Raw genomic sequence first — 21,515 nt, forward strand, 5'->3', positions numbered from 1 at the left:
CAGCGATGATTTATAAAAATCTTACTGAAGCCCTTTTGCTATATGGTCTTTAGCTAATTTTGTCCCCACCTGCTTTAAGCAGCTTTAACTGAATAATATTCACATATTTATTCAAAAAACTGCTTAACTGACTGGCATTACCCACACGCGGGCCTTTATCGTAATGATAATCACGCTTTTGTTGATCATTTAAAACGATGTATCGGCCATCTGCCGCCTTAGCAAGCTTTTTGCTAAACCCCGCAATATCGGCTTGGCTATCTGGTTTGGCGTAATAAAGCACGCGCGGACCGGTGTTTTTAACAATGAAGTTATCATCCTCTGGTAGCTGACTAATTTTGATGCTCTGTTGGGGATCAACTGTCGACATGCCATGATCAGAAACAATCACCAAATTAATATTCTCATCAAGCGCTTTTAAGCGTGTGTGCAAGTCTGCCATTAAGGCATCTAAGGTTTGTACTGCATCAAAGGTTTGCTTTGCATCAGGGCCATACTCATGCCCCATACTGTCTACCAACGAAAAGTAACTCACCACCAAACGTGGGCGCTTTTCTTTTGGTAAGCTTAACCATTGAATAATTTGATCAACACGTTTTTGGTAATCACTGTGCTTAGAATAGTGATAAAAGTAATCTGGCAACATGCCGTTAAAGCGCGCATCAGACTCTGGCCAAAAATAGGTTGCCGCTTTAACCCCCTGCATTTGTGCAAGGTTCCAAAGCGGAATACCATTTAGCCAAGTGCTGTCGTCTTTGCCTTTGCCCATGCTGTAACACTCATTGCGCTGTGTATCGCAAAAACGGTTATCAACAATACCGTGGTTTACTGGCAACAACCCCGTAATAATCGACACGTGATTAGGAAAAGTTTTAGTTGGATAAACAGGGCGCATTTTGGTTGCCCTTACACCCTGTTCACTGATTGCTTTTAACGCAGATGCGCGGTGTTTTTCAATGTAATCCCAGCGAAACCCATCTATCGAAATAAGCACAACAGACTGCTCACTATCAGCTTTTACCGTTCCACTTATGATTAACAAACCTGCTAAAAGTAACTGAAAAATACGCATACAAAACCCTTATTAGTTTAATTTTTTGATTCGTTCGAGTATGTTACCGTACTCTTTTGAAAATTTTGTGATCGTGCTTTCAAGCTTTTTCACACTGCGTTTTAAACGTGTACCATTTGCTAAGCTATACATAAATCCCCACAGCCCAGTAACCACACTTAACACAATAAATACCACCACAGGAAAGCCATCTAAATGCTCCACGACTTGCGGGTATTGATCAAGTAACTCAATGCCGGCGTCTGGCACAAGCGCATTCACCAGTGGATAAAAATCTTGCGGGTCTAAATACCAAGCCAAGCCAATTGATGTAAGGCCTAGCATTACCATACGGTTAAAACCATGCACCATACCAAAGCGTTTAACTGATGAGTAATCATATTTAATATCTTTACTCACATTCACCGCATACTCACGGTAGTACTTTGAATAACGCTGTGTTTCTACATCACTGTAGGCATAGTAAACCCAATCACCGACATCGACAGACCCTAATAAGTCTTCACCGGCTTTAAAAATATACGGCTCGCCCGAGGCTGTTTCGAGCATGATCTCACCTTTTAGGGTCGTGCTACGATTACGGTATACCTGAACGCGCTCTGTCACATCGGTGCCAACATAATTACCGCCACGGTAGGTGGTGGTGGTTTCTGTTGTAGTGACTGTTTCACGGGTTTCATTGGCGTGCGCGCTTTGTGCTTTGTCTAATACTTTACCTAGCACGGCACGGTGACGAATAGTGCCCTTTTCATTACGCGCCCACACGTTTTTATGCACATAGTTTGTTTTGTAGTCTAGGCTGTATTCACCCATTATGGCGTGTTCAAGATCAGCAATAGTGGTTGGTTTAACTAAATGTGATTCAGCCTTTCGCTCTGCACTCACCGTTTGGTTTTCTGTGCTTTGCTCGTCATCTGCCAAAACCGATGCTACCGGCTCAACATGCTGCTTAACACCACAACAATAACAGTGTGCGGCATCTTTACTAATACGCTGCTGACACGAAATACAAATTACATCGGACTTACTCGGCAAGCGAGCAAGCATGTGATACCCCAATTGATTTTGACTGGTTGATAACATGACATCGGTGGCCGCTAAAATCGCATCGTAGTGTGCTTCCTTTTTGGCCTTGGCTTTTTTATGGTATTTATGTTCTGCAATAAATACCCCGATAGCGACAGGCAAGGTTGCTAATAATGCCGGCACAAACTCAAGTTTGGCAGCAAATAGCATCACTAAAAATGTAATAAAGCCCAATACAAGCCATAGCACAGTCCCGCCGGTGTAGGCTCGGTTAATGCTGCTATCCCAACTGCGGTATTGTTGATCAGCAAAGTGCACAATCACAATTGGCATAAAGCGGTTATTCTTCACGACTTTAATCGCGTCGTTGTTTGCTATTCGGTAATTTAGTGTCAAAGGGCTTGGCTGAAATGCAGTGATCACATTGCCCTTTTGTAAATTAGCAATCACCTCTTTTTCAGCATCCACGCTAAACTCGTGAATCTGGCCGTGTTTGTCTTCAACTTCTAACCACCAATAGCCATATAACATATCGTCATTATTGGTTTTATAACGGCGCTTATAGTAGTACATCGATTTAACAACACCGGTAATCGTGCAGGCTTGTGGCGAGTAGTGTTTTACTTCAGCAAGCAAGTCTGGGTTGAGCTCTTCAACCGTGTGCATTTGTCTTTTTTGCTCAAGAGCTTCACCACAATCACAACAGTGAAGATCGGTGGCATACACCGTATTTTGGCAATGTTGCATAGTCATTCCTTGCTTAATTATTTACTTAAATCAATTGTTAATGTTTGTTCGCCAGCCTCTATTTGATGCCAACGACGATACGTTTTATACCCCGGTGCCGACACCTGAATATCGTACGCGCCCGTTTTTAAAGTCATTCCTGGGCGGTACTTAGGGCCTATATTCATAATACGAACCGTGGCATTAGGTGCATTGGTGGCAATGGTCAGTTTGGTTTTTTGCTCAACCAAATATTGTCTGCGAGATTGTTGCTCGGCGCTTAAATTTGCCGTGTCGTGACGTAAAATATCAACCTGTGCCAGCGCATGGCTCATCGGGCTAAAACGCTCGTATATATGCAGTTTTTCTTCAAAGGCTAAGCCTAAAGGATGCAGTACCGGCTGGGCATGAAGAGTCCAACGAATCGCGTAGCTAAATACCGGATTACTCGACTCATCCACTTTGTCTAAAAAGTAGTTAACCGGGCTTTGCTCATCTTCGGTAAAGCTATTGTGAATAAAGAGCACTGGGGCAATTAAAATCACGGCAGGCATTATCAGTTTTTGCAGTACGCTCAGCCATGTTGTTGGCTGCTTTTCTTGGGCAGGTTTAATAAGTTGCCATAATTTCAACGGCAGCTTGCTAAACGTTAAACAAATTAAAAATAACGATAACGACATTGAAATAGGCGGAATAATCACCGAACGCAGCGCCTGTTTACCGTACTGCGCGTACTCACCGCCATCGGCAAATTTACCTTCAGCGCTATTAAGCATGGCTACGTACTTGTCGGTACGTTTTTCAATATTCGGATCAAGCACCTGATCTTTAAAGTTCTTTTTATTCCAGTCTGCGCGAATGTTTTTCACGTATAAGTCGCCCATACGGTCGGCGATTTTGGCTTGAACTTCCGGGTGTAGCTGAAACTCAACCCAGCTTAAGTTAGGCTGTAAGCTCATACCCCGTTTGCGCATTTCACTTTGCCATTGGTTTGTCGCTTCTTGAGTGACTTTAGTCGCAACGGCATTAGCAAATACCTGACGTTGATTCACATTCCATGTGCTATCAAGCTCAAGGCCTTTGCTTGCAAAATGGGCACGCAGCTTTTGTTGCGTGGTGTCGTGTGCACGAAACGCCATTAAGTTTTCAAGGGTAAACGGGTAACCCGTTTCTTTAGCAAACATTTTATGTAAATTAGGATGCTGTAAAAAACGTAATTGATAATGATCAGGGTCGTCGGTGTATTTATACCGCTTATCTTTAAAGCCGCCGTCGCCACCGGTCGCTAAACTTGCCGCTTGCAATGCAGTGTAAACACCGCCCGTTAGCACGCCCATTAAAATAGTGCCTGCGGCGTTTTCTGCTACCGAGACATCTTCTTCAATTAACCAATAGTCTGGCTCAATGTAACCAATACCGGCTTTTAAAATGGTGCTTCGGTAATCGGCCGCTTCACGTTCGTAACAGCGATTACGGCGGTCTTTTTCGCTGCTTTTATCGTAGCGCTCACGGCACTTTGCAATACTATTGTGGTAATCGTATATTTTAGGGCCGTACTTTTGTGCACGCGCAGAGGCTTTAGCAATATGGGCTTTTTGCGCTTGTTGATACTTATTCCACCCGCTGTTGATTTCTTGCTCAACCTGTTGCCAATAACCTTGCTCGCGCTCACCAATACTGGCTAACGTATGGTTATATTTTTTACTGCCCTGTGCGTAGGCTTTGTACTTAACCACCAGCTCATCGTACAACTGGCTGTAATTTTTATAATGTTTATCAAAGTCTTGATACGCCTTCTTTTGCACGAAAGAGGCAATAATTTTACGCTTATCTTGCTCAAGGTTATCAGACAGTGCCGCATCGCTATAAAGTAGGCCACCAAACAACGCTAAAAAAGTCAGGTTTTCTGAGCTGTGCAGTTGTTCGGGGTTGTAATCAAGGTCGTTTACTTTAATTGAGTTAATTGCCAAGGCATCACGCAGCGCTGCGCTATAGGTTGCAAATTGGCGTTGCTCAGCCGTTGAGGGTTCTATTAACGTTTTTTCGATGGCGTACTTTTGCCCAAAAAACACCACCGGCCACACAAGGCAAAGTAGCGCAATAAACGAAACAACACCGCGGCCAACTTTAGCAACCATGGCTTTGGGTAAGAAGTCGGCTAATAACAGTGCGACACCAACGCCCGACACCGCACGCCCATAAATTTCGAGGTGCTCTAAATCGGCCGCAGAAGGGGTGCCTAACCCTACGAGCGACACAAGTTGCGAATTAAAAATAGCTTCGGGTAATAAATATAAAGTAGCTAAAACAAGCAGCAGACAGCGCCACCAAAACGGCTTTATTATTGTAGTCATAGTATTGTTCTTTATTGCTTTTTACGTAGTTCTAATTCAACCGCTGGGTCGGTTTCCAAGCTAAAGTCTTCATCGGCTTGGCGTGTGCCAATTTCGAGATTGGGTGCTTTAGGCGTCTGTGTAACCTGTGGAACATAGCTCACTGCTTGAGTCGATTTAAGCGTGCCTCCAACAGCTGGATAAAGCTTGTTACTTTGATACGCTTTAAGCTCGTCTAGGCGCTCTAAATCAAGATCATCGGGCATGCTTGCTATTAACTTAGCGTCGGCTTCATCGCTAAAATAAGGGGTCACGTTTGGCAGCTCAAACACCGAGCAAAAGCCATACACCGTGTCGTCAATAATCACAGAGTCGGGACGCACCGAGCGCGACTGCGCTAACAAACTGCGCTCATGATAGTCGTGACCGTTAATTGAATAAGTCGCAATCATAATGCCACGCGCCTTGGCACTGGGCTTTAAACGAGCAGCGGTTTGCTTGTAGTGTCGAATATCAAGCACGTAGCCAAAGTTACGCTTCAGCTGTTTTGCTAATTTGTCGAGCTGCAACGGGCTGTCGTAACGCTTTTCACGGTGATAACGATTACCTAACGCTTGCAAGCTTTCGAGCTGTTCTTTGTTGCGCTCATAAATAGGGTCACTCCCTGCACCGCGTTTTAAGTCACTGGCAAGCTTGTTCATAGACGCTTTAGCTGGCGACTGAATAAACGCTAAATAAATGTCGGGGTTAATGTCACGCATACGCGTTAAATTGCGCATTTCTAAACTGCTAAAAAAGTAATTACCGCCACCTATGTATTCATACGCCAGGTAGTCGAGCATTTTAAGATCGTTGATCGAAGCGTTTGATTTAATCTCAATATTAAGCTTTTGATGCGGTTTACGATAACGCGCAAAGCTCGACGCTAACTCACGAAAAGAGGCAGGCAAGTCATCACTCAGTAAGCCTGTATCTTGATTGCGCAGGCGTAAATACCCCCACTCTTTTTTATAACTCATCGACTCAATTTTGCGACGCTTGTTGTCGACCGTGCCCGTTTCGCGGCCGGTGCGCGCATCGTGGTGTACGACCCACACATCGTCGCGGGTAATACGCACGTCAATTTCAATCACGTCAAAGTTATTATCAATGGCATCAATCACTGCATTAACTGAGTTTTCGGCGTAACGAATCGAACCTCGGTGGCTTTGCAGGTTAAATCCACTGCATTGTCGCGCCGACACATAGTTAATATTGCCAAGTTGGCTCTCAAAGAAGCCTCGGGCAAACAGTGCTTCTTGCTTGGCTTTCACTGCTTGCTTTTGTGCAACAGTGAGCGTGCTTTCAGGAGTCGCTTCTGGGGTACTTTTACAGGCCGTTAAGCCAACACAAATAAGTAAAATGCCGACCAGCAGCAAAGGTTTAGTAAACGAAGTTTGCATCATTGCATTTACAGCCAAAAGGCTTTCCTTTTTTATTAGAGCTCATAAAGAAGTGTGTAAAGCTGAATAATATATGAATAGAGGTCCCGATTTAAAGTAATAACTTTAATTAATCCAAATATTTTAATTTAAGATACAAGCTGTTAGATTAAATTTAATAACTATCGCAGTTTTGATAACAACACTGAGCAGCCTAATAGGAAGCGCCTCGTGGGAATGAAACATGATCGACTTTCGTAAAAAAATTACCCCTGCGCGCGAAATGCGCTCAACCAACACGTTACACACTGCCCTTGAAAGTGATCGGGGGCGCATTATTAACAGTGCCGCCATTCGTCGTTTACAACAAAAAACCCAAGTTTTCCCACTCGAACGCAATGCAGCGGTGCGCTCGCGGCTAACCCACTCACTTGAAGTACAACAAGTGGGGCGCTTTATAGTGCAAACAATTTTTAATAAGTTAAGCGACGCTCAACAAAAAGAGTATGGCCTTGCAGGCCTAGAAAGGCCCTTAGAGAGCCTTGTTGAAATGGCGTGTTTGATGCACGACATTGGCAACCCGCCATTTGGTCACTTTGGCGAAGCCGCCATAAACCAATGGTTTGAAAAACACTTAGAGTCGCTCACGCCAGAGCGCTGCAAAACCAGTGGCATACATGTTATTTTTAAGCACCTTGCACAAGACATCAAAAATTTTGAAGGCAATGCGCAAGGTATTCGCATTATTCATTCTTTGCTTTCACTCAACCTAACATACAGCCAAAGCGCCGGCATATTAAAGTACACCCGCCCTGCCAGCATGGCTAAAAAAGACATCCCACAAGACAAAAATTACTTAATGAAAAAAGTGGGTTATTACTTTAGCGAAAAACCCTTTATTGAGGCACTGCAAACCGAGCTTGATATAGAGCAATATTGCCGCCACCCCGCAAGTTACATAATGGAAGCAGCCGACGACATTTCGTATTGCCTTGCCGACATAGAAGACGCTGTAGAAAAAGGCATTATAAACGTTGAACTATTGTGCGAAAAATTAAAAGAGCAATACACGCGCACCTTAACAAACCTCACGCTTAACGACACCAAGCACAGTGACTTTGCCGAAAAAGCCATTGATTACGCACTGAGTAAAGCCGCCGAGCAGCCGTATAACTATAATAGCGAGTTTTTTATTTACCTACGCGTGACCTTGCTACACCCCTTGGTAAATTATGCCGCAGAGCGTTTTGTTGGCAATATTGAAGCCATTTACCACGGCGACTTTAACCAAGCCTTACTGGAAGATCGCAGTCACTTGCATGCAGTCACACTCACGTTAAAACAAGTGGCCATTAAACATGTATTTTGCCACAAAGAAGTAGAGCGCCTAGAGCTGCAAGGTTATCGGATCATTAGCGGTTTGCTCGATTGCTACAAACCGTTACTCGCCCTTGACCACGACGCCTTTAAACGGGTTTTAAAAGGCGACCCTCAATATTTAATTGAAACACGGCTCGTTAAAAAGCTCTCAAATAAACACATAAACAGCTACCAAAAAGCCATTGATGCCTTAAAAGCAGAGCCCGATCACTTTGCAGCTTATGAGTTTTATTACCGTTGCAGACTTGTTCAAGATTACATTAGCGGTATGACCGACCAATTTGCTTACGACGAGTACCGCGCTTTAATGGTTATTGATTGATTCATTTAGCTATTTATTTTAATTTGTTAACAAAATGTGGATAAAAAACCTATCAAGGCTTAGAATTAAGTCATTGTTTGGGTCACCAGATTAACCTTACTGGTCAGGAAACTATGCCAATTATAAAAACAACACTTTTACTGATACTTGCTAGTGTAAGTTTCACCAGCGAAGCGCAGTATAATGAGGCCATGTGCATTTTGTTAAAACAACAAATGCATGAATTTCGTAATAATACGAGTAATCGCAATTATCGCTCTGCAGCTCGTAACTATGAAAAGAACTGTAAAAATCCGACGCCTGTCCACAATGTCGAAGCATTTGAAAAGTTAACCGCGCAATCGGCAGAATCAACCCCCATAACCCCCAACAAATCAGTAAGCCCAACAGAGCACTCGGCTGCCATTCAAGGCATTGCTGACGATACCCCAGCACCTGAGCCACAAAACCTCGACGTAACGCAATTAGAGCAAGCAACTCAAGATACGCCGCCCTCATCAGAGCCAGAACTCATTTCTGATGTAGCCGCCATTGAACCTGTAGCCAATGCATCAGCGCTTGAAACAACAGAGCCAGTGCAGAGCGTACCGCAGCCGCAAAACGAGACTAACGAAGCGCTAACAACGGCGCAGACAGCAACGCCGCAGACAACAGCATCACAAACAACAGCGCCGCAGACAAATAATTCAACCGATAACCTTGAAAGCGAGCCCGCATCTGATACACCCCCTGTGTCAGCAACAGAGGCAGAAAAACCAGTCGATGCCGCGCCAATACCCGCAGAGCCTGCACCAACACCACAACCAGCCCCGATGCAAAGCGCCGCGCCTAGTTCGTCAACGTCACTGCTTATGCCCAGCTTAATCGTGCTATTAGTGCTGCTTGTGGCGGGTTTGTTTATTGTACGATTACGCAAAAGTAAACAACAAGACACACACCCTGAACTTGAACACAGCTTACTAGAAGCGCAAGCACTAAAAGCCGCCGCAAATGCAAATAAAGAAGCCGAAGGACTTAAATCGGCCACCGCCGCGATACTTGCAGAGCAAAGCACAGAACAAGCCCCCGACATAGAGAGCGAATTAGAGCAAAGTCGTTCGTTTACAGCCACAGACAACGAAGACAGCAACGATGAGCTTTCGGAACTTGCCCGCTTTAGTGCTGAACGCGACTTTCACGAGCAACACACTGATTTTGCCGATGCGGATCAGTTTAATGAGCTTGAACTCGATAACGACGAGACAGAGCCCAAAGATGAAACTGAGCCCAAAGATACTGAGCCCACGCAAACTGAAACCTTGTTAAGCAGTTCATCATTCGGCTTCGACGAGTACGCAAAGCAAGAGCCGCTTACAGACGACGAGCCATTAACCAATGAGCTTATTAATGACGACCTTGAAAGCAACAGTTTTGAAAGCAGCGATTTTGAAAATGACAAGCTTTCAAATAACGAGCTTGAAAATGACGAGCTTGAACAAGCGCCTGCTTTTACCAGTAGTTCATCATTTGGTTTCGACGAGTATGCAAAGCAAGAGCCGCTTACAGACGACGAGCCATTGACCAATGAGCTTATTAATGACGAGCTTGAAAGTAACGTTCTTGAAAACGATAGTTTTGAAAGCAGTGCTCTTGAAAGTAACGAGCTTGAAAATGACGAGCTTGAACAAGCGCCGGCTTTTACTAGCAGTTCATCATTCGGCTTCGACGAGTACGCAAAGCAAGAGCCGCTTACAGACGACGAGCCATTGACCAATGAGCTTATAAATGATGATCTTGAAAGTAACCTTCTTGAAAACGATAGTTTTGAAAGTAGCGATTTTGAAAGTAACGATTTTAAAAATGACGACCTTTCAAATGACGAGCTCGAACAAGCGCCTGCTTTTACTAGCAGTTCATCATTCGGCTTCGACGAGTACGCAAAGCAAGAACCGCTTACAGACGAGCCATTGACCAATGAGCTTATTAATGACGAGCTTGAACAAGCGCCTGCTTTTACCAGCAGTTCATCATTTGGCTTCGACGAGTACGCAAAGCAAGAGCCGCTGTCAGACGACGAGCCTGTAAAAGATGACGTACCAGAGTACGACTTATCATCGTTAATGGGTGACGATTTATCATTTGCCGATCAATTTAACGACCAGCCATCGCTAGTTACTGAACCTAAGCCATCAAACACCGACGACGATATTAGCGACGACGATCTGGCAAAAGCGTTACAAGCACTTGAGCAAGAACTGTACGAAGAGCCTAAGCACACTCAGGTTGAATATACAGAGCAAAACGATGATGAAACACTAACAGAAACCGAGCAAGAGCAAGAACCAGCACAACAAGATGATAACGACGAGCATACCGACAGTAAGCCACACAATCCGTTCGCTAACTTGTCGCTAGACCCTGCGTGGGATCCAAACTCATCAGAAAAACCCTCGTTAGAGAGCAAAGCTAAACAGCCGAAATCTCAAGCCTTGATCGACGCCGAAGAACGCGCCAAACAACTCAAAACCGACGACTAGCGACTAAGGTTTTTTAAATAAAGGTTTTTTTAATCAATAAAGATTTTAAAAAAAGGGAAAGCACCGTGCTTTCCCTTTTTATTTCAGTGTGGTGCGCGGGCGCATTAACCAATGAAAAACAAATATCAACGAAAAGAAAACAGCCACGGCCAGCACACACAAAAGAATAATGTTTTTTGGCAAAAACGAGTCACTCTTATAGGTGTGGCGCTTTATTTCACGCTCTGCACTTAACTTTGTTCTTTCGGCTTTACTGGGTAATTTAAACTCATGAAATGAATCGTTAGATGTTACTTCTGAACGCACCGTTTGAGTGCTCTTTTGCTGCCATAGCATATCAAACTGCTGAAACTGCACTTGCTTATTCTCAATACACCACTCTAAATATTGCACTGACAATGGCTTATTAAGGCAACGAGACGGGATCACATAAAAACGGTCCCATGCGGCCTGCTTGCTAATGTATGCTTGTTCTGACAAGGGTTTCGCTAACGAATTTTCAAGGTAAGCAATATCATGGTTATAAAATGCGAACTTGCGCTCAGCTATTTGCGCTTCGGTTAAACAATTCGATGCTATGCGATCAGATAAGTTTTGAATGCGCTGTTTGTAATCATCAACTTCGTCGAGCAGGTGAGTTTTACGCAGTGCCGATTGCAGTTCACTGCGTTCAGCTTCCATAGCGTGGCATTCAACTGAAGGTGCTGTTGTTTGCGCCCATGACACACTCGGCGACAATAACAGAGAGAATAAAATCCGTTTAATCATTAATTTACGTCACTGTAAAATAGAGAGGCACAGAGTACCATTTTTAGCTAAAAATTCAATACGGTTGCGTTAAATCTCCGCGCTTCTTTATCCGCTCTTCTTTAAATAATGGCTAAGGTGTATACGCCCCTCGTATTCATTATTTACCTACTGGGCGCTGCCACTATTAAATCATTCTTGCTACAACAGGCAGTAATACCTATTCATTTAATTAAGTGAGCAATCTTGGGGCAATAAAATCCCGTTGATAACAAGGCAAACATGTCGTTATTGAGTTGTTCTCGGCAATTGCTCCTGCATTGCGCTACCTCCTGCATCCATGCAGTCATAAACCAGACATTTTAAGCACCGCTAGCGACAGGTTTAATCCTTCAAAACGATTAAGTATTATTGCGAATTAATATAATGCCGCTTAGTCATTAAAGTGACTGCTGATGCTTATAAAATTGCTCATCGTCAAGCTCAAATTGGCGCATTAACCAGTCTTTAAAAACCTGCACCTTGTGCCATGTAAAATGCTCTGCTGGCCCCGCTAAATAGTATTTAAATTGGCATGGGTATTCAAAGTCGGGGTAAATTTCAAGCTGTCCAAGTTGTAATTGTGTTTCTATTAAGCGTCGGCGTACGATAGCAATACCTTGCCCTGCAAGGGTTGCTTGTATAACCAATGCCGCATTGTCTATTTCGAGCGAAGGTAACGCATCGGCGTTCATGCCTAATTGCTCTGCAAACGTTAACCAACCTCGTTCGGCATCGGGGCAAATATCTTTTATTAGTTTTTGCGCCATTACTTGCGGCTTAAGCGTTTTAGTTACATCAATTAAACCCGGTTTGTAAGCTAAAAATAAGCTGTCATCGGTTAAAAGCTCGCTTTGTAAGTCTGGGTAATTACCAAGACCAAATCGGATACCTAAATCAACTTGCCCTGTTGAAAAGTCGGCCAATTGATCGCTAGGCTCAATACGTACTTTTATGTTTGGGTATTGGTGTTGAAAATCGCTGATACGCCCCAGTAACCAGCCACTAGCAAACGAAGGCAGCACCGATAAATTTAACGTATTTGGGTGACTGTCTTGGCTTAATGACTGCACACCCGTATGCAAATGATCAAACCCCTTGAGTACATGAGGCAATAATTGCTCGCCCTGACGCGTTAGTTCAACGTAACGCGTATGACGGGTAAATAAAGCACAACCCAGTTGCTGTTCGAGTAGCCGAATTTGTTGGCTCACAGCAGCTTGGCTTACAAATAACTGCTCAGCGGCCAGCTTAAAGCTGCCAAGCTTTGCAGCATGCTTAAAATACCAAAGGCTCTTTAAAGGAGGAAGTTTCATATGCGCTTATGGTTAATAAAAACTTAAGCATAGGCAATTTTTAATCGTTTGTCAGCATTGTTCTCTCACGTAATACTCATACAGCCAACCGCCATCAATTAAGGATAACTGTTATGAAATACTGCATCATTTTACTCTTTATTTGCCTCTCGAGTGCAAGCTATGCAAACCAACCCGCTGTAACTCAGCTTGATACCGACGAAGGCTACCCCTATAAAAACTTAATTCAAAAAGTAGAACGCGTTGAAATTCGCTACGTTGAAAACCAATACACCGTAACGTGCCGCGTGAATGTGCAAACACTGCATAATCAATACAATGGCAAAGAGCACACCGTGTCTGCAAAATTATTTGCCAAACGCCCCATGGCCGCCTGCCTCACACGTGACAAAGCCAAACAAATTTTAACCATGCTTTAACCTGTTTCAACCTTGTAAAACTAGGCTACGAATAGCAGTACTTCCCCAGTAGCCTAGTTTTTTTTAGCGCCCAAAATTTCTAACGTCTAACTTCTAACTTCTAACTTCTAGTTTATAACTTCTTCCACTTTCTCAACTTCAACCGGCTCTGCCAACGCATTCTCATAAAACGCGAACACCGCTTTGGTATAAGGCTGAGCATAATGCGCATCAAGCGCAGCTTGCGATACAAACTGCTCCACTAAAAACAAACAGCGCTGCTCCTTACTTGCAAACAACTCGAATCGGTTGCATCCGGGCTCTGCGCGAGTGGCAGCTAAAATGCACTGTAAACGCCCTTTACACTCTTCGAATAACGCCGCTTTAGGGGTGATTTTTGCAACTATATTTATCATACTGATTCCTTACTAAATAACTTTAAAACCCATGTTCTAATAGGCGGTGCCACTGTAAACGCCACCACAAACGCAGCCGGCCACGCATTGGCAAAGGCCTTCATCCAACTTGCTATAAACGTATCGCTTAGGCCTAAATTCACGTATGTAACCCATGCCGATAATAAAAACGACATTAAGAACGAAAACGCCGCAGTAAAAATAAAATGAATTTTCATATGTCCTCCTTGGCGTTACTATATTTGCACAGGGCAAGTGACAACAGTCACGAAAATGCAAACTAAGATTGAGGGAGTCGTATGCTGGATGATCTGCATTTGTTTATTGAGATAGCGCGCCGTAAAAGCATGAGCCAAACAGCAAAAGATCTCGGCTTAAACCTTTCAACCCTTTCTAGGCGCATACAGGCATTAGAAGACAAACTTGGCGAACCATTGCTGCAACGCACCGCCAGAGGCATTGTACTCACAGCCAAAGGTGAAACCCTTTACGATGAACTCGGTCAGCAAGTGCTTGCACTTAATAGCCAATTAAAACAATTAAATGACTCGTCGGGAGCAAAAGACTTTTACCTTTTGTGCCCACAAAATATCATTGCTGGCCCACTCATGAGCGCAATAAATCAGTTTGCCTTAGCCAACCCTGCGCTTAATCTCCACATTTACCCAAGTAATGCCAATAGCCAACTAAGCCAAAAGCGTTTTGATCTAGCGATTAGAGTGGGCGAACAACAAGATTCAAGCTATTTTCAAAAACGCCTAGGGGCGATTGCCATAAAGCTGATAGTAAAGAAAGGGGCGCCAACATCACGCCTAGTGCTGCCCTATTCAGAGTCGCAGCTGCCTAGCGGATTATTAACCGCTTTAAAAAATGAATTTGAACAAATAAGCTTTTGTTTTGATATTACAATCGCCAGAAAAATGATCGAAGCAGGCTACGGTGTAGGCATACTGCCCATGAGTGAAATTAGCTGCATAAAAGACACCCACAACTTTAGTTATGTAGAAACGCCCCACAGCATTCCAGCACGGCCAATTTACGCCCTGTGGGCTCACTCGCGCACACCCTCTGCGAATGCGCAGTTATTAATAGAGCAACTACAAACCAGTATTGCGGGGTCACCAAGCTTACAAGGGGAAGTATTAGCGCTTTAAGACTTGCTGCTTGTGTTGTGAGTGAGCCTGTCGCAGCGATTTAACATCGCGTATTCGCTCTAGGCTTGGCTCTTTAAGCTCGACATCTAAGCTCGCACATCTAAGCTCGCACATCGCACTTCACAAATCGGCGCTATTCCGCTCTTGTAGGCGTGAAATTTATTTCGCGCGTTTTTCAATCGCCACAATATCCAAATACACCGCCATACCTAAAAGCCACCACCCGTAGGAGCCGTTTTAACGGTGAATCTTTCGCAGCGATTTTATAGCGCGTATCGCTCTAGGCTTGGCTCTCTAGTCTTTGCTCTCTATGATCAACTCTCAAATCTCGCACCTCGGCGCTATTCCGCCCTTGTAGGCGTGAAATTTATTTCTCGCGTTTTTCAATCGCCACAACATCCAAAAACACACCGCCATGCCTAAAAGCCACCACCCGTAGGAGCCGTTTTAACGGTGAATCTTTCGCAGGGATTTTATAGCGCGTATCGCTCTAGGCTTAGCTCTTTAAACTCGACTCTCTAAGCTTGAATCTCCAAGCTCGCACATCGCACTTCACAAATCGGCGCTATTCCGCCCTTGTAGGCGTGAAATTTATTTCGCGCGTTTTCAATTGCCGCAACACACAAAAATACACCGCCATACCTAAAAGCCACCACCCGTAGGAGCCGTTTTAACGGTGAATCTTTCGCAGCGGTTTATAGTGCGTATTCGCTCTAGGCTTGGCTCTTTAATATTGAATATCTAAGCTCGCACATCGCATCTCGCATCTCGCATCTCGCATCTCAAATCTCGCACCTTGGCGCTATTCCGCTCTTGTAGGCGTGAAATTTATTTCGCGCGTTTTCAATTGCCGCAACACACAAAAATACACCGCCATACCTAAAAGCCACCACCCGTAGGAGCTGTTTTAACAGTGAATTTGTCGCAGCGATTTTATAGCGCGTATTAACCTCATGCTCGATGTGCATTTACAACTGAAACTCAGAAATTTTAATTTAAGCTTTTGAACTATATGCGCACCTTTGAATGACTTGATAACAAATAGCTTTTTGCATAACTTCATTTAACTGGCATTTACGCATCGATAAGATAGCTTTGGCTAACTGTTTGTGGGAAACAATTGGAAATGGTGGTCGTTGTTTTAATTCAACAAACCAACCTGGAAAGCACAAAATTGGTGTTACTTGTGTTTGAAACCCCGTAGCCTCATTTAACCACTTATAGACCCATTGTGATTGTATTTCCGCTTGCTCAATCGGCTTACTCTCATTCCATGAAGGGAAGGCTAATAAATTGTTTTCAAATCGCACTTTATAATTGATGTCATCTTTTATGCGCTTATGCCGACCTTTTGTCTCAATTGCAAAAACACCATTCGAACCAATAACAAGATGATCAATATTAAACCCATCGGCTTGAATGTCATGAAATATTTGGTAGCCATGTGATTGAAGCTCAATTAACTCAGCTGCAACGGCTAATTCAGCATCACGCCCAAGCTTCAATTTTATAAGTTTATCTGACTCAAGCCATAACTTTCTTGCCGTATAGATTAAGCCGATAGCTATAAAGATGATAAAAAAGTAGTTTAATTGACCACTAGCAAACATTTCGGCAATCCCTTTAAGTGCAAAAGGCATTGTGATAATAAATACTGCTAAAAATATGTAACCTACAACGTCAAATATTTTGTCATTAACTTGGTCATTCAATGTCTGTGCTGCTAAACGCAAAAGCTTTTTACGCTCAATAGGTAACTTTGCATTTTTTTGATGTATCCATAACTTAAAGAATATAACACCTAGTATTGAGTATGCCCCAATGATGACGAATAAAAGACTTAGTCCTTGATTTAAGAAATTTTCCATTAGCATTACCTGTTTTGAAAACAGCTTATTTATACATTAATTATTTAATTCTGTCGCGTTGGCGACGGCAACCAAAGAGAAGTAACCGCCGACTTCTCTTTGGAATCTCTCGGCGCCCCGAGGTTCACACTGTTTCCTCAATTTGAATTAATTAAATGAACGTAACCAGCGTAGATAGGCCATCCATGGCCAAGCTACGCTTTCTACAGCATCCATGCTGTTAATTACTCATAATTAATTCAATTTCGGGTGTGAACACGGGGTGTAACCGTAACTAAAGCCTTCAAATTACCAATGAGTTATTATTTGTTTTCATTATCTATTTTAGTAAACTGGCTGTTCGAAAACAGGGAGTCGTTATGGAACAGGTTGGTATTTACGAGCAGCTGATTACTCAAGTAATCGAGCAACACCTAGATCGTGAACAGTTTTATGTCGGAGAACGCCAACTTGAATCAGCAGAAGCTGCCACTTGGCTGTCTCGATTTTTAGGTAAGTTAATTGCTCACGCGATTGATGCTATACCTAGTTCAAATAATCGCTTACAAGAGCAAATCAATCTAGCAAATAACTTAGTTTTTTGGCTTAAAGATCATATTCGAGATGATGAGCTAATAAGTGAAAACCTAGTAGATAGCCAAGGCAGAATCCTCACTGCACTATTCAATACTGAAAACCCAATTGCAGCAAACCTCAAAGACTACGCCAAAGATATATTTCCATTAACAGGGCTTACCCAAAGCGAATTATTTAGTGGCGCGAATGCGGGTATATCGCTCGAGACAGAATTAAAGCGTGAGATAAAATCGGCCGACACTATTTACTGGTTAGTTTCATTTATAAAGTGGACAGGGCTAAGAATATTTAAAAATGAACTTGAAGCCTTTACCAAAAGTGGTAACAAGCTAAAGGTTATCACCACCTCTTATATGGGGGCAACAGATGCTAAAGCGGTTGAGTTTTTGGCAAGCCTACCAAACACTGAAGTAAAACTAAGCTATAACAATCAGCAAGAACGTTTACACGCAAAATCTTACTTATTTATGCGTAACACCGGTTTTCATACTGGCTATATTGGTTCGTCTAACTTATCGCATTCGGCACTCACCAGCGGCCTTGAATGGAATTTAAAAATTACAGCGCAAGAAATTCCGCATATTATCGCTAAAACCAAAAGCACCTTTGAAACCTACTGGCAATCACCAGACTTTGAACTGTTTAGTGGTAAAGTTGAATGTAAAGAAAAGCTAATAAACTCACTGAATGAACAGCGTGGTAAAGGACAAGCAAGTAACCAGTTCTATTTTGATATAACCCCTAAAACTCATCAATTAGCTATTTTAGAAAAACTAAGTGTTGAACGAAACGTTCACAATCGCTTTAAAAACTTAGTAGTGGCAGCAACAGGCACAGGTAAAACAATCATATCTGCATTTGATTTTAAAACCGTGTACGACAAAAAACCAAATGCCAACTTTTTATTTGTTGCTCACCGAGAAGAAATCCTCACTCAAGCACAAAGCGCATATCGTGGAGTGCTAAAAAATAATGATTTTGGCGAGCTTTGGGTTGGCAACTACAAACCTCAAAGATACAACCAATTATTTGCCTCAATTCAAACCCTTAACAACCAAATCGACAACATAAAATTGAGTGCTGATTTTTATGATTATATTGTTATTGATGAAGTGCATCACGTAAGTGCTAACAGTTACCGTGGCATTCTTAATTACTTCAAACCAAACATTTTATTAGGGTTAACGGCCACACCTGAAAGGCAAGATGGGGCAAATATATTAGAAGATTTCTGTGGTGTTATTGCCGCAGAGATCCGCTTACCAGAAGCCATAAATCAGCGCCATTTATGCCCGTTCCAATACTTTGGCCTTGATGACGATACAGATTTAAGCACGGTAACGTGGCGAGGCGGTCGTTACGATATTAGTGAGCTTAGTAAGCTATATACAGGCGAGAATAACCGCGCGAATAAAATCATATCGAGTCTCAACGACATCGTTACAAATATTAACGCTATTAAGGCATTAGCATTTTGTGTAAGCCAAGATCATGCTGAGTTTATGGCCAGTAAGTTTAACCTTGCAGGTATAAGTGCAGACGTACTTACCAGTAAAAATACTAGTGAACGAAAACACAAACAGCAGGCGCTTAGACGAGGTGAAATACACATACTCTGCGTCGTTGATATTTTTAACGAAGGGGTCGATATTCCAGAAGTAGATACCCTGCTCTTTTTGCGTCCAACCGAGAGCCTAACGCTATTTTTACAGCAATTAGGTCGTGGACTACGTTTACCCGACAACAGCCAAAAGCAATGTTGTACTGTACTCGACTTTGTTGGTAACGCTCGCCCCGAATATGACTTTGCCAATAAGTTTCGCGCACTCATTGGAAAAAGTAACCAGCCAATAAAAACCGAAATAGAAAATAATTTTCCGCACTTGCCGCTGGGCTGTCGTATAGAGCTACAAGAACGCACGCAAAAAACTATTTTACGTAATATACAACAAGCAACAAACAGCAAACGCCGTTTGCAACAGCTTATAAACAGTTATTCTCATCATACAAGCGACGAGCTAACGCTAAGCAACTTTGTACGTATAAACCCACAAGTCACATTAGAAGATATTTATAAACCAAAAGATACAAGGCATGGCGGTTGGCATTGGTTAAAAGACGATGATATTCCAGCAGATCAAGTTGATATATATAGTGCCTATTACAGAGCTATAAATACGCAATTACTTAGCTGTGATTCACTGAGCTATTTGTGCTTTTTACGCGATTTATGTAACAGCGACTTTAGCATTGAGATAACACCTAAAAATCAACAGTATGCACTCATGGCACATTACAATTTTTGGGATAACACTGGCACAAGTCTAGGGTTTAAATCCCTTAAGCAAAGCTTACAAGCACTAAAAAACCCGTTATTACAACAAGAGTTATCAGAAGTAATTGCGCTTTTAATAAATCGTATTCAGCAACAAGAAAGTGATTTAGCGTGCTTACCAAACCATGCAATAAAATTGCACAGCCGCTACACTCGCCAACAAATATTAGCGGCATTCGGCGCGCATACGTTTGATAAAAAATCGACCGCTCGCGAAGGTGTATTAGAGTTCAAAGAACAAAATTTAGAGCTACTATTCGTCACGCTCAATAAGTGCGAAAAAACCTACTCACCAACAACGCTGTATCACGACTATGCAATCAGCCCAAACTTGTTTCATTGGCAAACGCAAAACAGCGCCCGACCAGAACACGGCCGCGGCCTAAGCTACATTCAGCACCAACAAACAGGCAAAACCATCTTGCTGTTTGTGCGTGAACAAAGCAAAGATGAAAACGGCCGAACCATGGGATTTGTGAACTATGGCGAGGTTACATATCAAAGCCACAGCGGCAGCCAGCCAATGAACATAACATGGGAATTAGTAAGCCCCATGCCAAACGAGATGTGGCATGAGGCTGGGAAATTAGCGGTTGGGTAACTAAATTAAGGAGACAAAATGTCAATTAAAGAACTCGAAGAAAAACTAGAAAATCACTTCGATGGTTTAACTAATGATGAAGAAAGTACATATGGTGTTGTAAAAAAGAATAATCAAAATTTAGAAATGATTACAGGAGTTCTTTTTGAAGGAGTGAAGTCATATGATAAAAATATTGAATTAAAGCACGAACGTGAACTTAAGAGCATGGTCTTAGATCAAAAACGCTTTAGCCACGGTTTTTGGCTTCTAGTTGGTATCTTGATATTCATAATTACTTTAATCTTTGGACTAATTTTTGTTAAAGATGATAGTAATACAGCTTTAAAAATATTAACTCATGTTCTTGCAGCTGGCATGGGCATAGTTACTGGTATTGGCTGGAAAAATAGATAGTAAGATTAAAATATCTATTGAAAATCAATCAGATATTTTAATCTAAAATTCATACTAATTTATATATTCTAGCTTCTTATTTTTCATATTAACCGGTAATGACTTTAAATCCGCCTGAATATACTTATAATGAAAATAATTAGCTACTTTACTTTCATGTGTTGATAAAAGGATTTGAAGATCTGAGAACTCATATCGCATCATTTGAACAAAAGAAGCCATGTTAACTTCGTCCATAGTTTGAACTGGATCATCAATCAAGATAGTTGCTAACTTAGAAGGGTAAACCTTATTCATTGCTAGCATAAATGAGATAACAACACCAGCAAGCTGTCCTGAACTCATTGTGTTCCATGCATCATGACTATCATTAGGTGTAGCGCTGAACTTCATAAAGCCTTTTTCGTTTCCTTTAGTTGGCGTAATTAAAAATATACCGCTTCCCTCAGGGCGAGACTGAAGTATTTTAGAGCTATAAACAAAAAGCGGTATTGCAATATGTTTTGCTACATCTTTTTCATAAGCTTTAATTTCATCTTTATAGACCTTACTAATTGCCGTTATTTCTACTCTCTTTAGCTTTAACTTTCTTAATTTCTCTTTTAGTTGAGATATCTTTAAAATTTTTGCTTTATAGGATGAAGAACTTTGCTGCAAAATTAATCGAGTTAATAGTGATAAGTCTCTACTAATATCATTCAAATCAATAGTCAATTTTTCAGTTTCATCAAACCCCGAATTCAGATAATAAGTGCACCACTCATGGTTAAACGGTGAGAAGAGATCAACTGCCTGTTGGTGGTACTCTATCGTCGCCAAACAAACAGAAGCATTTACCATGAGTTACAAGCAGTTGATCGCAGGACAAAGATA

At 42.3% G+C, this 21,515-nt stretch carries 16 protein-coding genes; 6 read left to right on the plus strand and 10 right to left on the minus strand.

Annotation, left to right across the window (positions count from 1 at the left end):
* Positions 1-49: 49 nt before the first annotated feature.
* Genes JIG41_RS11635 through JIG41_RS11650 form a run of 4 tightly spaced genes read right to left on the minus strand, consistent with a single transcriptional unit; the run spans position 50 to position 6,617 of the window.
* Positions 50-1,072 carry an ectonucleotide pyrophosphatase/phosphodiesterase gene (locus tag JIG41_RS11635; protein WP_199524778.1) on the minus strand — a complete coding sequence of 341 codons (1,023 nt, stop codon included), beginning with the start codon at positions 1,070-1,072 and terminating at the stop codon, positions 50-52.
* 12 nt (positions 1,073-1,084) lie between these two features.
* Positions 1,085-2,845, minus strand: coding sequence for a hypothetical protein (locus tag JIG41_RS11640; protein WP_199524779.1), 1,761 nt, complete (start codon positions 2,843-2,845; stop codon positions 1,085-1,087).
* Positions 2,846-2,862: 17 nt separating this feature from the next.
* Complete coding sequence (locus JIG41_RS11645) at positions 2,863-5,178, minus strand: carboxypeptidase-like regulatory domain-containing protein (protein WP_199524780.1); 2,316 nt, start codon at positions 5,176-5,178, stop codon at positions 2,863-2,865.
* Positions 5,179-5,189: 11 nt separating this feature from the next.
* Positions 5,190-6,617, minus strand: coding sequence for a glycerophosphodiester phosphodiesterase family protein (locus JIG41_RS11650; RefSeq protein WP_230236217.1), 1,428 nt, complete (start codon positions 6,615-6,617; stop codon positions 5,190-5,192).
* A gap of 205 nt (positions 6,618-6,822) precedes the next feature.
* On the opposite strand from JIG41_RS11650, the gene dgt reads away from it, so the two are divergent.
* On the plus strand, positions 6,823-8,280 hold the full coding sequence (gene dgt, locus JIG41_RS11655) for a dGTPase (RefSeq protein WP_199524781.1): 1,458 nt from the start codon (positions 6,823-6,825) through the stop codon (positions 8,278-8,280).
* Positions 8,281-8,393: 113 nt separating this feature from the next.
* Positions 8,394-10,796, plus strand: a complete 2,403-nt coding sequence (locus JIG41_RS11660; protein WP_199524786.1) for a hypothetical protein — start codon at positions 8,394-8,396, stop codon at positions 10,794-10,796.
* A gap of 78 nt (positions 10,797-10,874) precedes the next feature.
* Here the strand turns inward: JIG41_RS11660 and JIG41_RS11665 are convergent, their stop codons facing one another.
* Positions 10,875-11,564: a hypothetical protein gene (locus JIG41_RS11665; protein ID WP_199524782.1), complete on the minus strand. Its 690-nt coding sequence runs from the start codon at positions 11,562-11,564 to the stop codon at positions 10,875-10,877.
* Between the two features lie 419 nt (positions 11,565-11,983).
* Positions 11,984-12,898 (minus strand): LysR substrate-binding domain-containing protein, encoded by a 915-nt coding sequence (locus JIG41_RS11670; RefSeq protein ID WP_074988479.1) that lies wholly within the window; start codon positions 12,896-12,898, stop codon positions 11,984-11,986.
* A gap of 113 nt (positions 12,899-13,011) precedes the next feature.
* On the opposite strand from JIG41_RS11670, the gene JIG41_RS11675 reads away from it, so the two are divergent.
* A complete protein-coding gene (locus JIG41_RS11675; RefSeq protein ID WP_075593406.1) occupies positions 13,012-13,317 on the plus strand; it encodes a hypothetical protein in 306 nt (101 codons plus the stop codon).
* Positions 13,318-13,424: 107 nt separating this feature from the next.
* On the opposite strand, the gene JIG41_RS11680 is transcribed toward JIG41_RS11675, so the two are convergent.
* Together JIG41_RS11680 and JIG41_RS11685 are read right to left on the minus strand one after the other, a co-directional pair.
* On the minus strand, positions 13,425-13,712 hold the full coding sequence (locus JIG41_RS11680) for a putative quinol monooxygenase (RefSeq protein ID WP_036972494.1): 288 nt from the start codon (positions 13,710-13,712) through the stop codon (positions 13,425-13,427).
* Positions 13,709-13,930, minus strand: a complete 222-nt coding sequence (locus JIG41_RS11685) for a DUF2798 domain-containing protein (RefSeq protein ID WP_065979259.1) — start codon at positions 13,928-13,930, stop codon at positions 13,709-13,711. Before JIG41_RS11685 ends, JIG41_RS11680 begins: the two co-directional genes overlap by 4 nt.
* Before the next feature lie 81 nt (positions 13,931-14,011).
* Between JIG41_RS11685 and JIG41_RS11690 the strand changes: the two genes are divergently transcribed.
* Positions 14,012-14,866: a LysR family transcriptional regulator gene (locus tag JIG41_RS11690; RefSeq protein WP_199524783.1), complete on the plus strand. Its 855-nt coding sequence runs from the start codon at positions 14,012-14,014 to the stop codon at positions 14,864-14,866.
* 995 nt (positions 14,867-15,861) lie between these two features.
* On the opposite strand, the gene JIG41_RS11695 is transcribed toward JIG41_RS11690, so the two are convergent.
* Positions 15,862-16,734, minus strand: a complete 873-nt coding sequence (locus JIG41_RS11695; protein WP_036972500.1) for a nuclease-related domain-containing protein — start codon at positions 16,732-16,734, stop codon at positions 15,862-15,864.
* A gap of 359 nt (positions 16,735-17,093) precedes the next feature.
* On the opposite strand from JIG41_RS11695, the gene JIG41_RS11700 reads away from it, so the two are divergent.
* Together JIG41_RS11700 and JIG41_RS11705 are read left to right on the plus strand one after the other, a co-directional pair.
* Entirely contained in the window at positions 17,094-20,246 is a 3,153-nt protein-coding gene (locus JIG41_RS11700) for a DUF3427 domain-containing protein (RefSeq protein ID WP_199524784.1), read from the plus strand.
* 18 nt (positions 20,247-20,264) lie between these two features.
* Complete coding sequence (locus tag JIG41_RS11705) at positions 20,265-20,642, plus strand: hypothetical protein (RefSeq protein WP_180311796.1); 378 nt, start codon at positions 20,265-20,267, stop codon at positions 20,640-20,642.
* Between the two features lie 54 nt (positions 20,643-20,696).
* On the opposite strand, the gene JIG41_RS11710 is transcribed toward JIG41_RS11705, so the two are convergent.
* Entirely contained in the window at positions 20,697-21,482 is a 786-nt protein-coding gene (locus tag JIG41_RS11710) for a hypothetical protein (protein WP_199524785.1), read from the minus strand.
* Between the last annotated feature and the right edge of the window lie 33 nt (positions 21,483-21,515).

This window comes from Pseudoalteromonas sp. bablab_jr011, from assembly GCF_016464045.1.
GTDB lineage: Bacteria > Pseudomonadota > Gammaproteobacteria > Enterobacterales > Alteromonadaceae > Pseudoalteromonas > Pseudoalteromonas lipolytica.

Coding starts and splice junctions, on each gene's coding strand:
- JIG41_RS11635 (WP_199524778.1), bottom strand. CDS start 1,072: ATGCGTATTTTTCAGTTACTTTTAGCAGGTTTGTTAATCATAAGTGGA.
- JIG41_RS11640 (WP_199524779.1), bottom strand. CDS start 2,845: ATGCAACATTGCCAAAATACGGTGTATGCCACCGATCTTCACTGTTGT.
- JIG41_RS11645 (WP_199524780.1), bottom strand. CDS start 5,178: ATGACTACAATAATAAAGCCGTTTTGGTGGCGCTGTCTGCTGCTTGTT.
- dgt (WP_199524781.1), top strand. CDS start 6,823: ATGATCGACTTTCGTAAAAAAATTACCCCTGCGCGCGAAATGCGCTCA.
- JIG41_RS11660 (WP_199524786.1), top strand. CDS start 8,394: ATGCCAATTATAAAAACAACACTTTTACTGATACTTGCTAGTGTAAGT.
- JIG41_RS11665 (WP_199524782.1), bottom strand. CDS start 11,564: ATGATTAAACGGATTTTATTCTCTCTGTTATTGTCGCCGAGTGTGTCA.
- JIG41_RS11670 (WP_074988479.1), bottom strand. CDS start 12,898: ATGAAACTTCCTCCTTTAAAGAGCCTTTGGTATTTTAAGCATGCTGCA.
- JIG41_RS11675 (WP_075593406.1), top strand. CDS start 13,012: ATGAAATACTGCATCATTTTACTCTTTATTTGCCTCTCGAGTGCAAGC.
- JIG41_RS11680 (WP_036972494.1), bottom strand. CDS start 13,712: ATGATAAATATAGTTGCAAAAATCACCCCTAAAGCGGCGTTATTCGAA.
- JIG41_RS11685 (WP_065979259.1), bottom strand. CDS start 13,930: ATGAAAATTCATTTTATTTTTACTGCGGCGTTTTCGTTCTTAATGTCG.
- JIG41_RS11690 (WP_199524783.1), top strand. CDS start 14,012: ATGCTGGATGATCTGCATTTGTTTATTGAGATAGCGCGCCGTAAAAGC.
- JIG41_RS11695 (WP_036972500.1), bottom strand. CDS start 16,734: ATGGAAAATTTCTTAAATCAAGGACTAAGTCTTTTATTCGTCATCATT.
- JIG41_RS11700 (WP_199524784.1), top strand. CDS start 17,094: ATGGAACAGGTTGGTATTTACGAGCAGCTGATTACTCAAGTAATCGAG.
- JIG41_RS11705 (WP_180311796.1), top strand. CDS start 20,265: ATGTCAATTAAAGAACTCGAAGAAAAACTAGAAAATCACTTCGATGGT.
- JIG41_RS11710 (WP_199524785.1), bottom strand. CDS start 21,482: ATGGTAAATGCTTCTGTTTGTTTGGCGACGATAGAGTACCACCAACAG.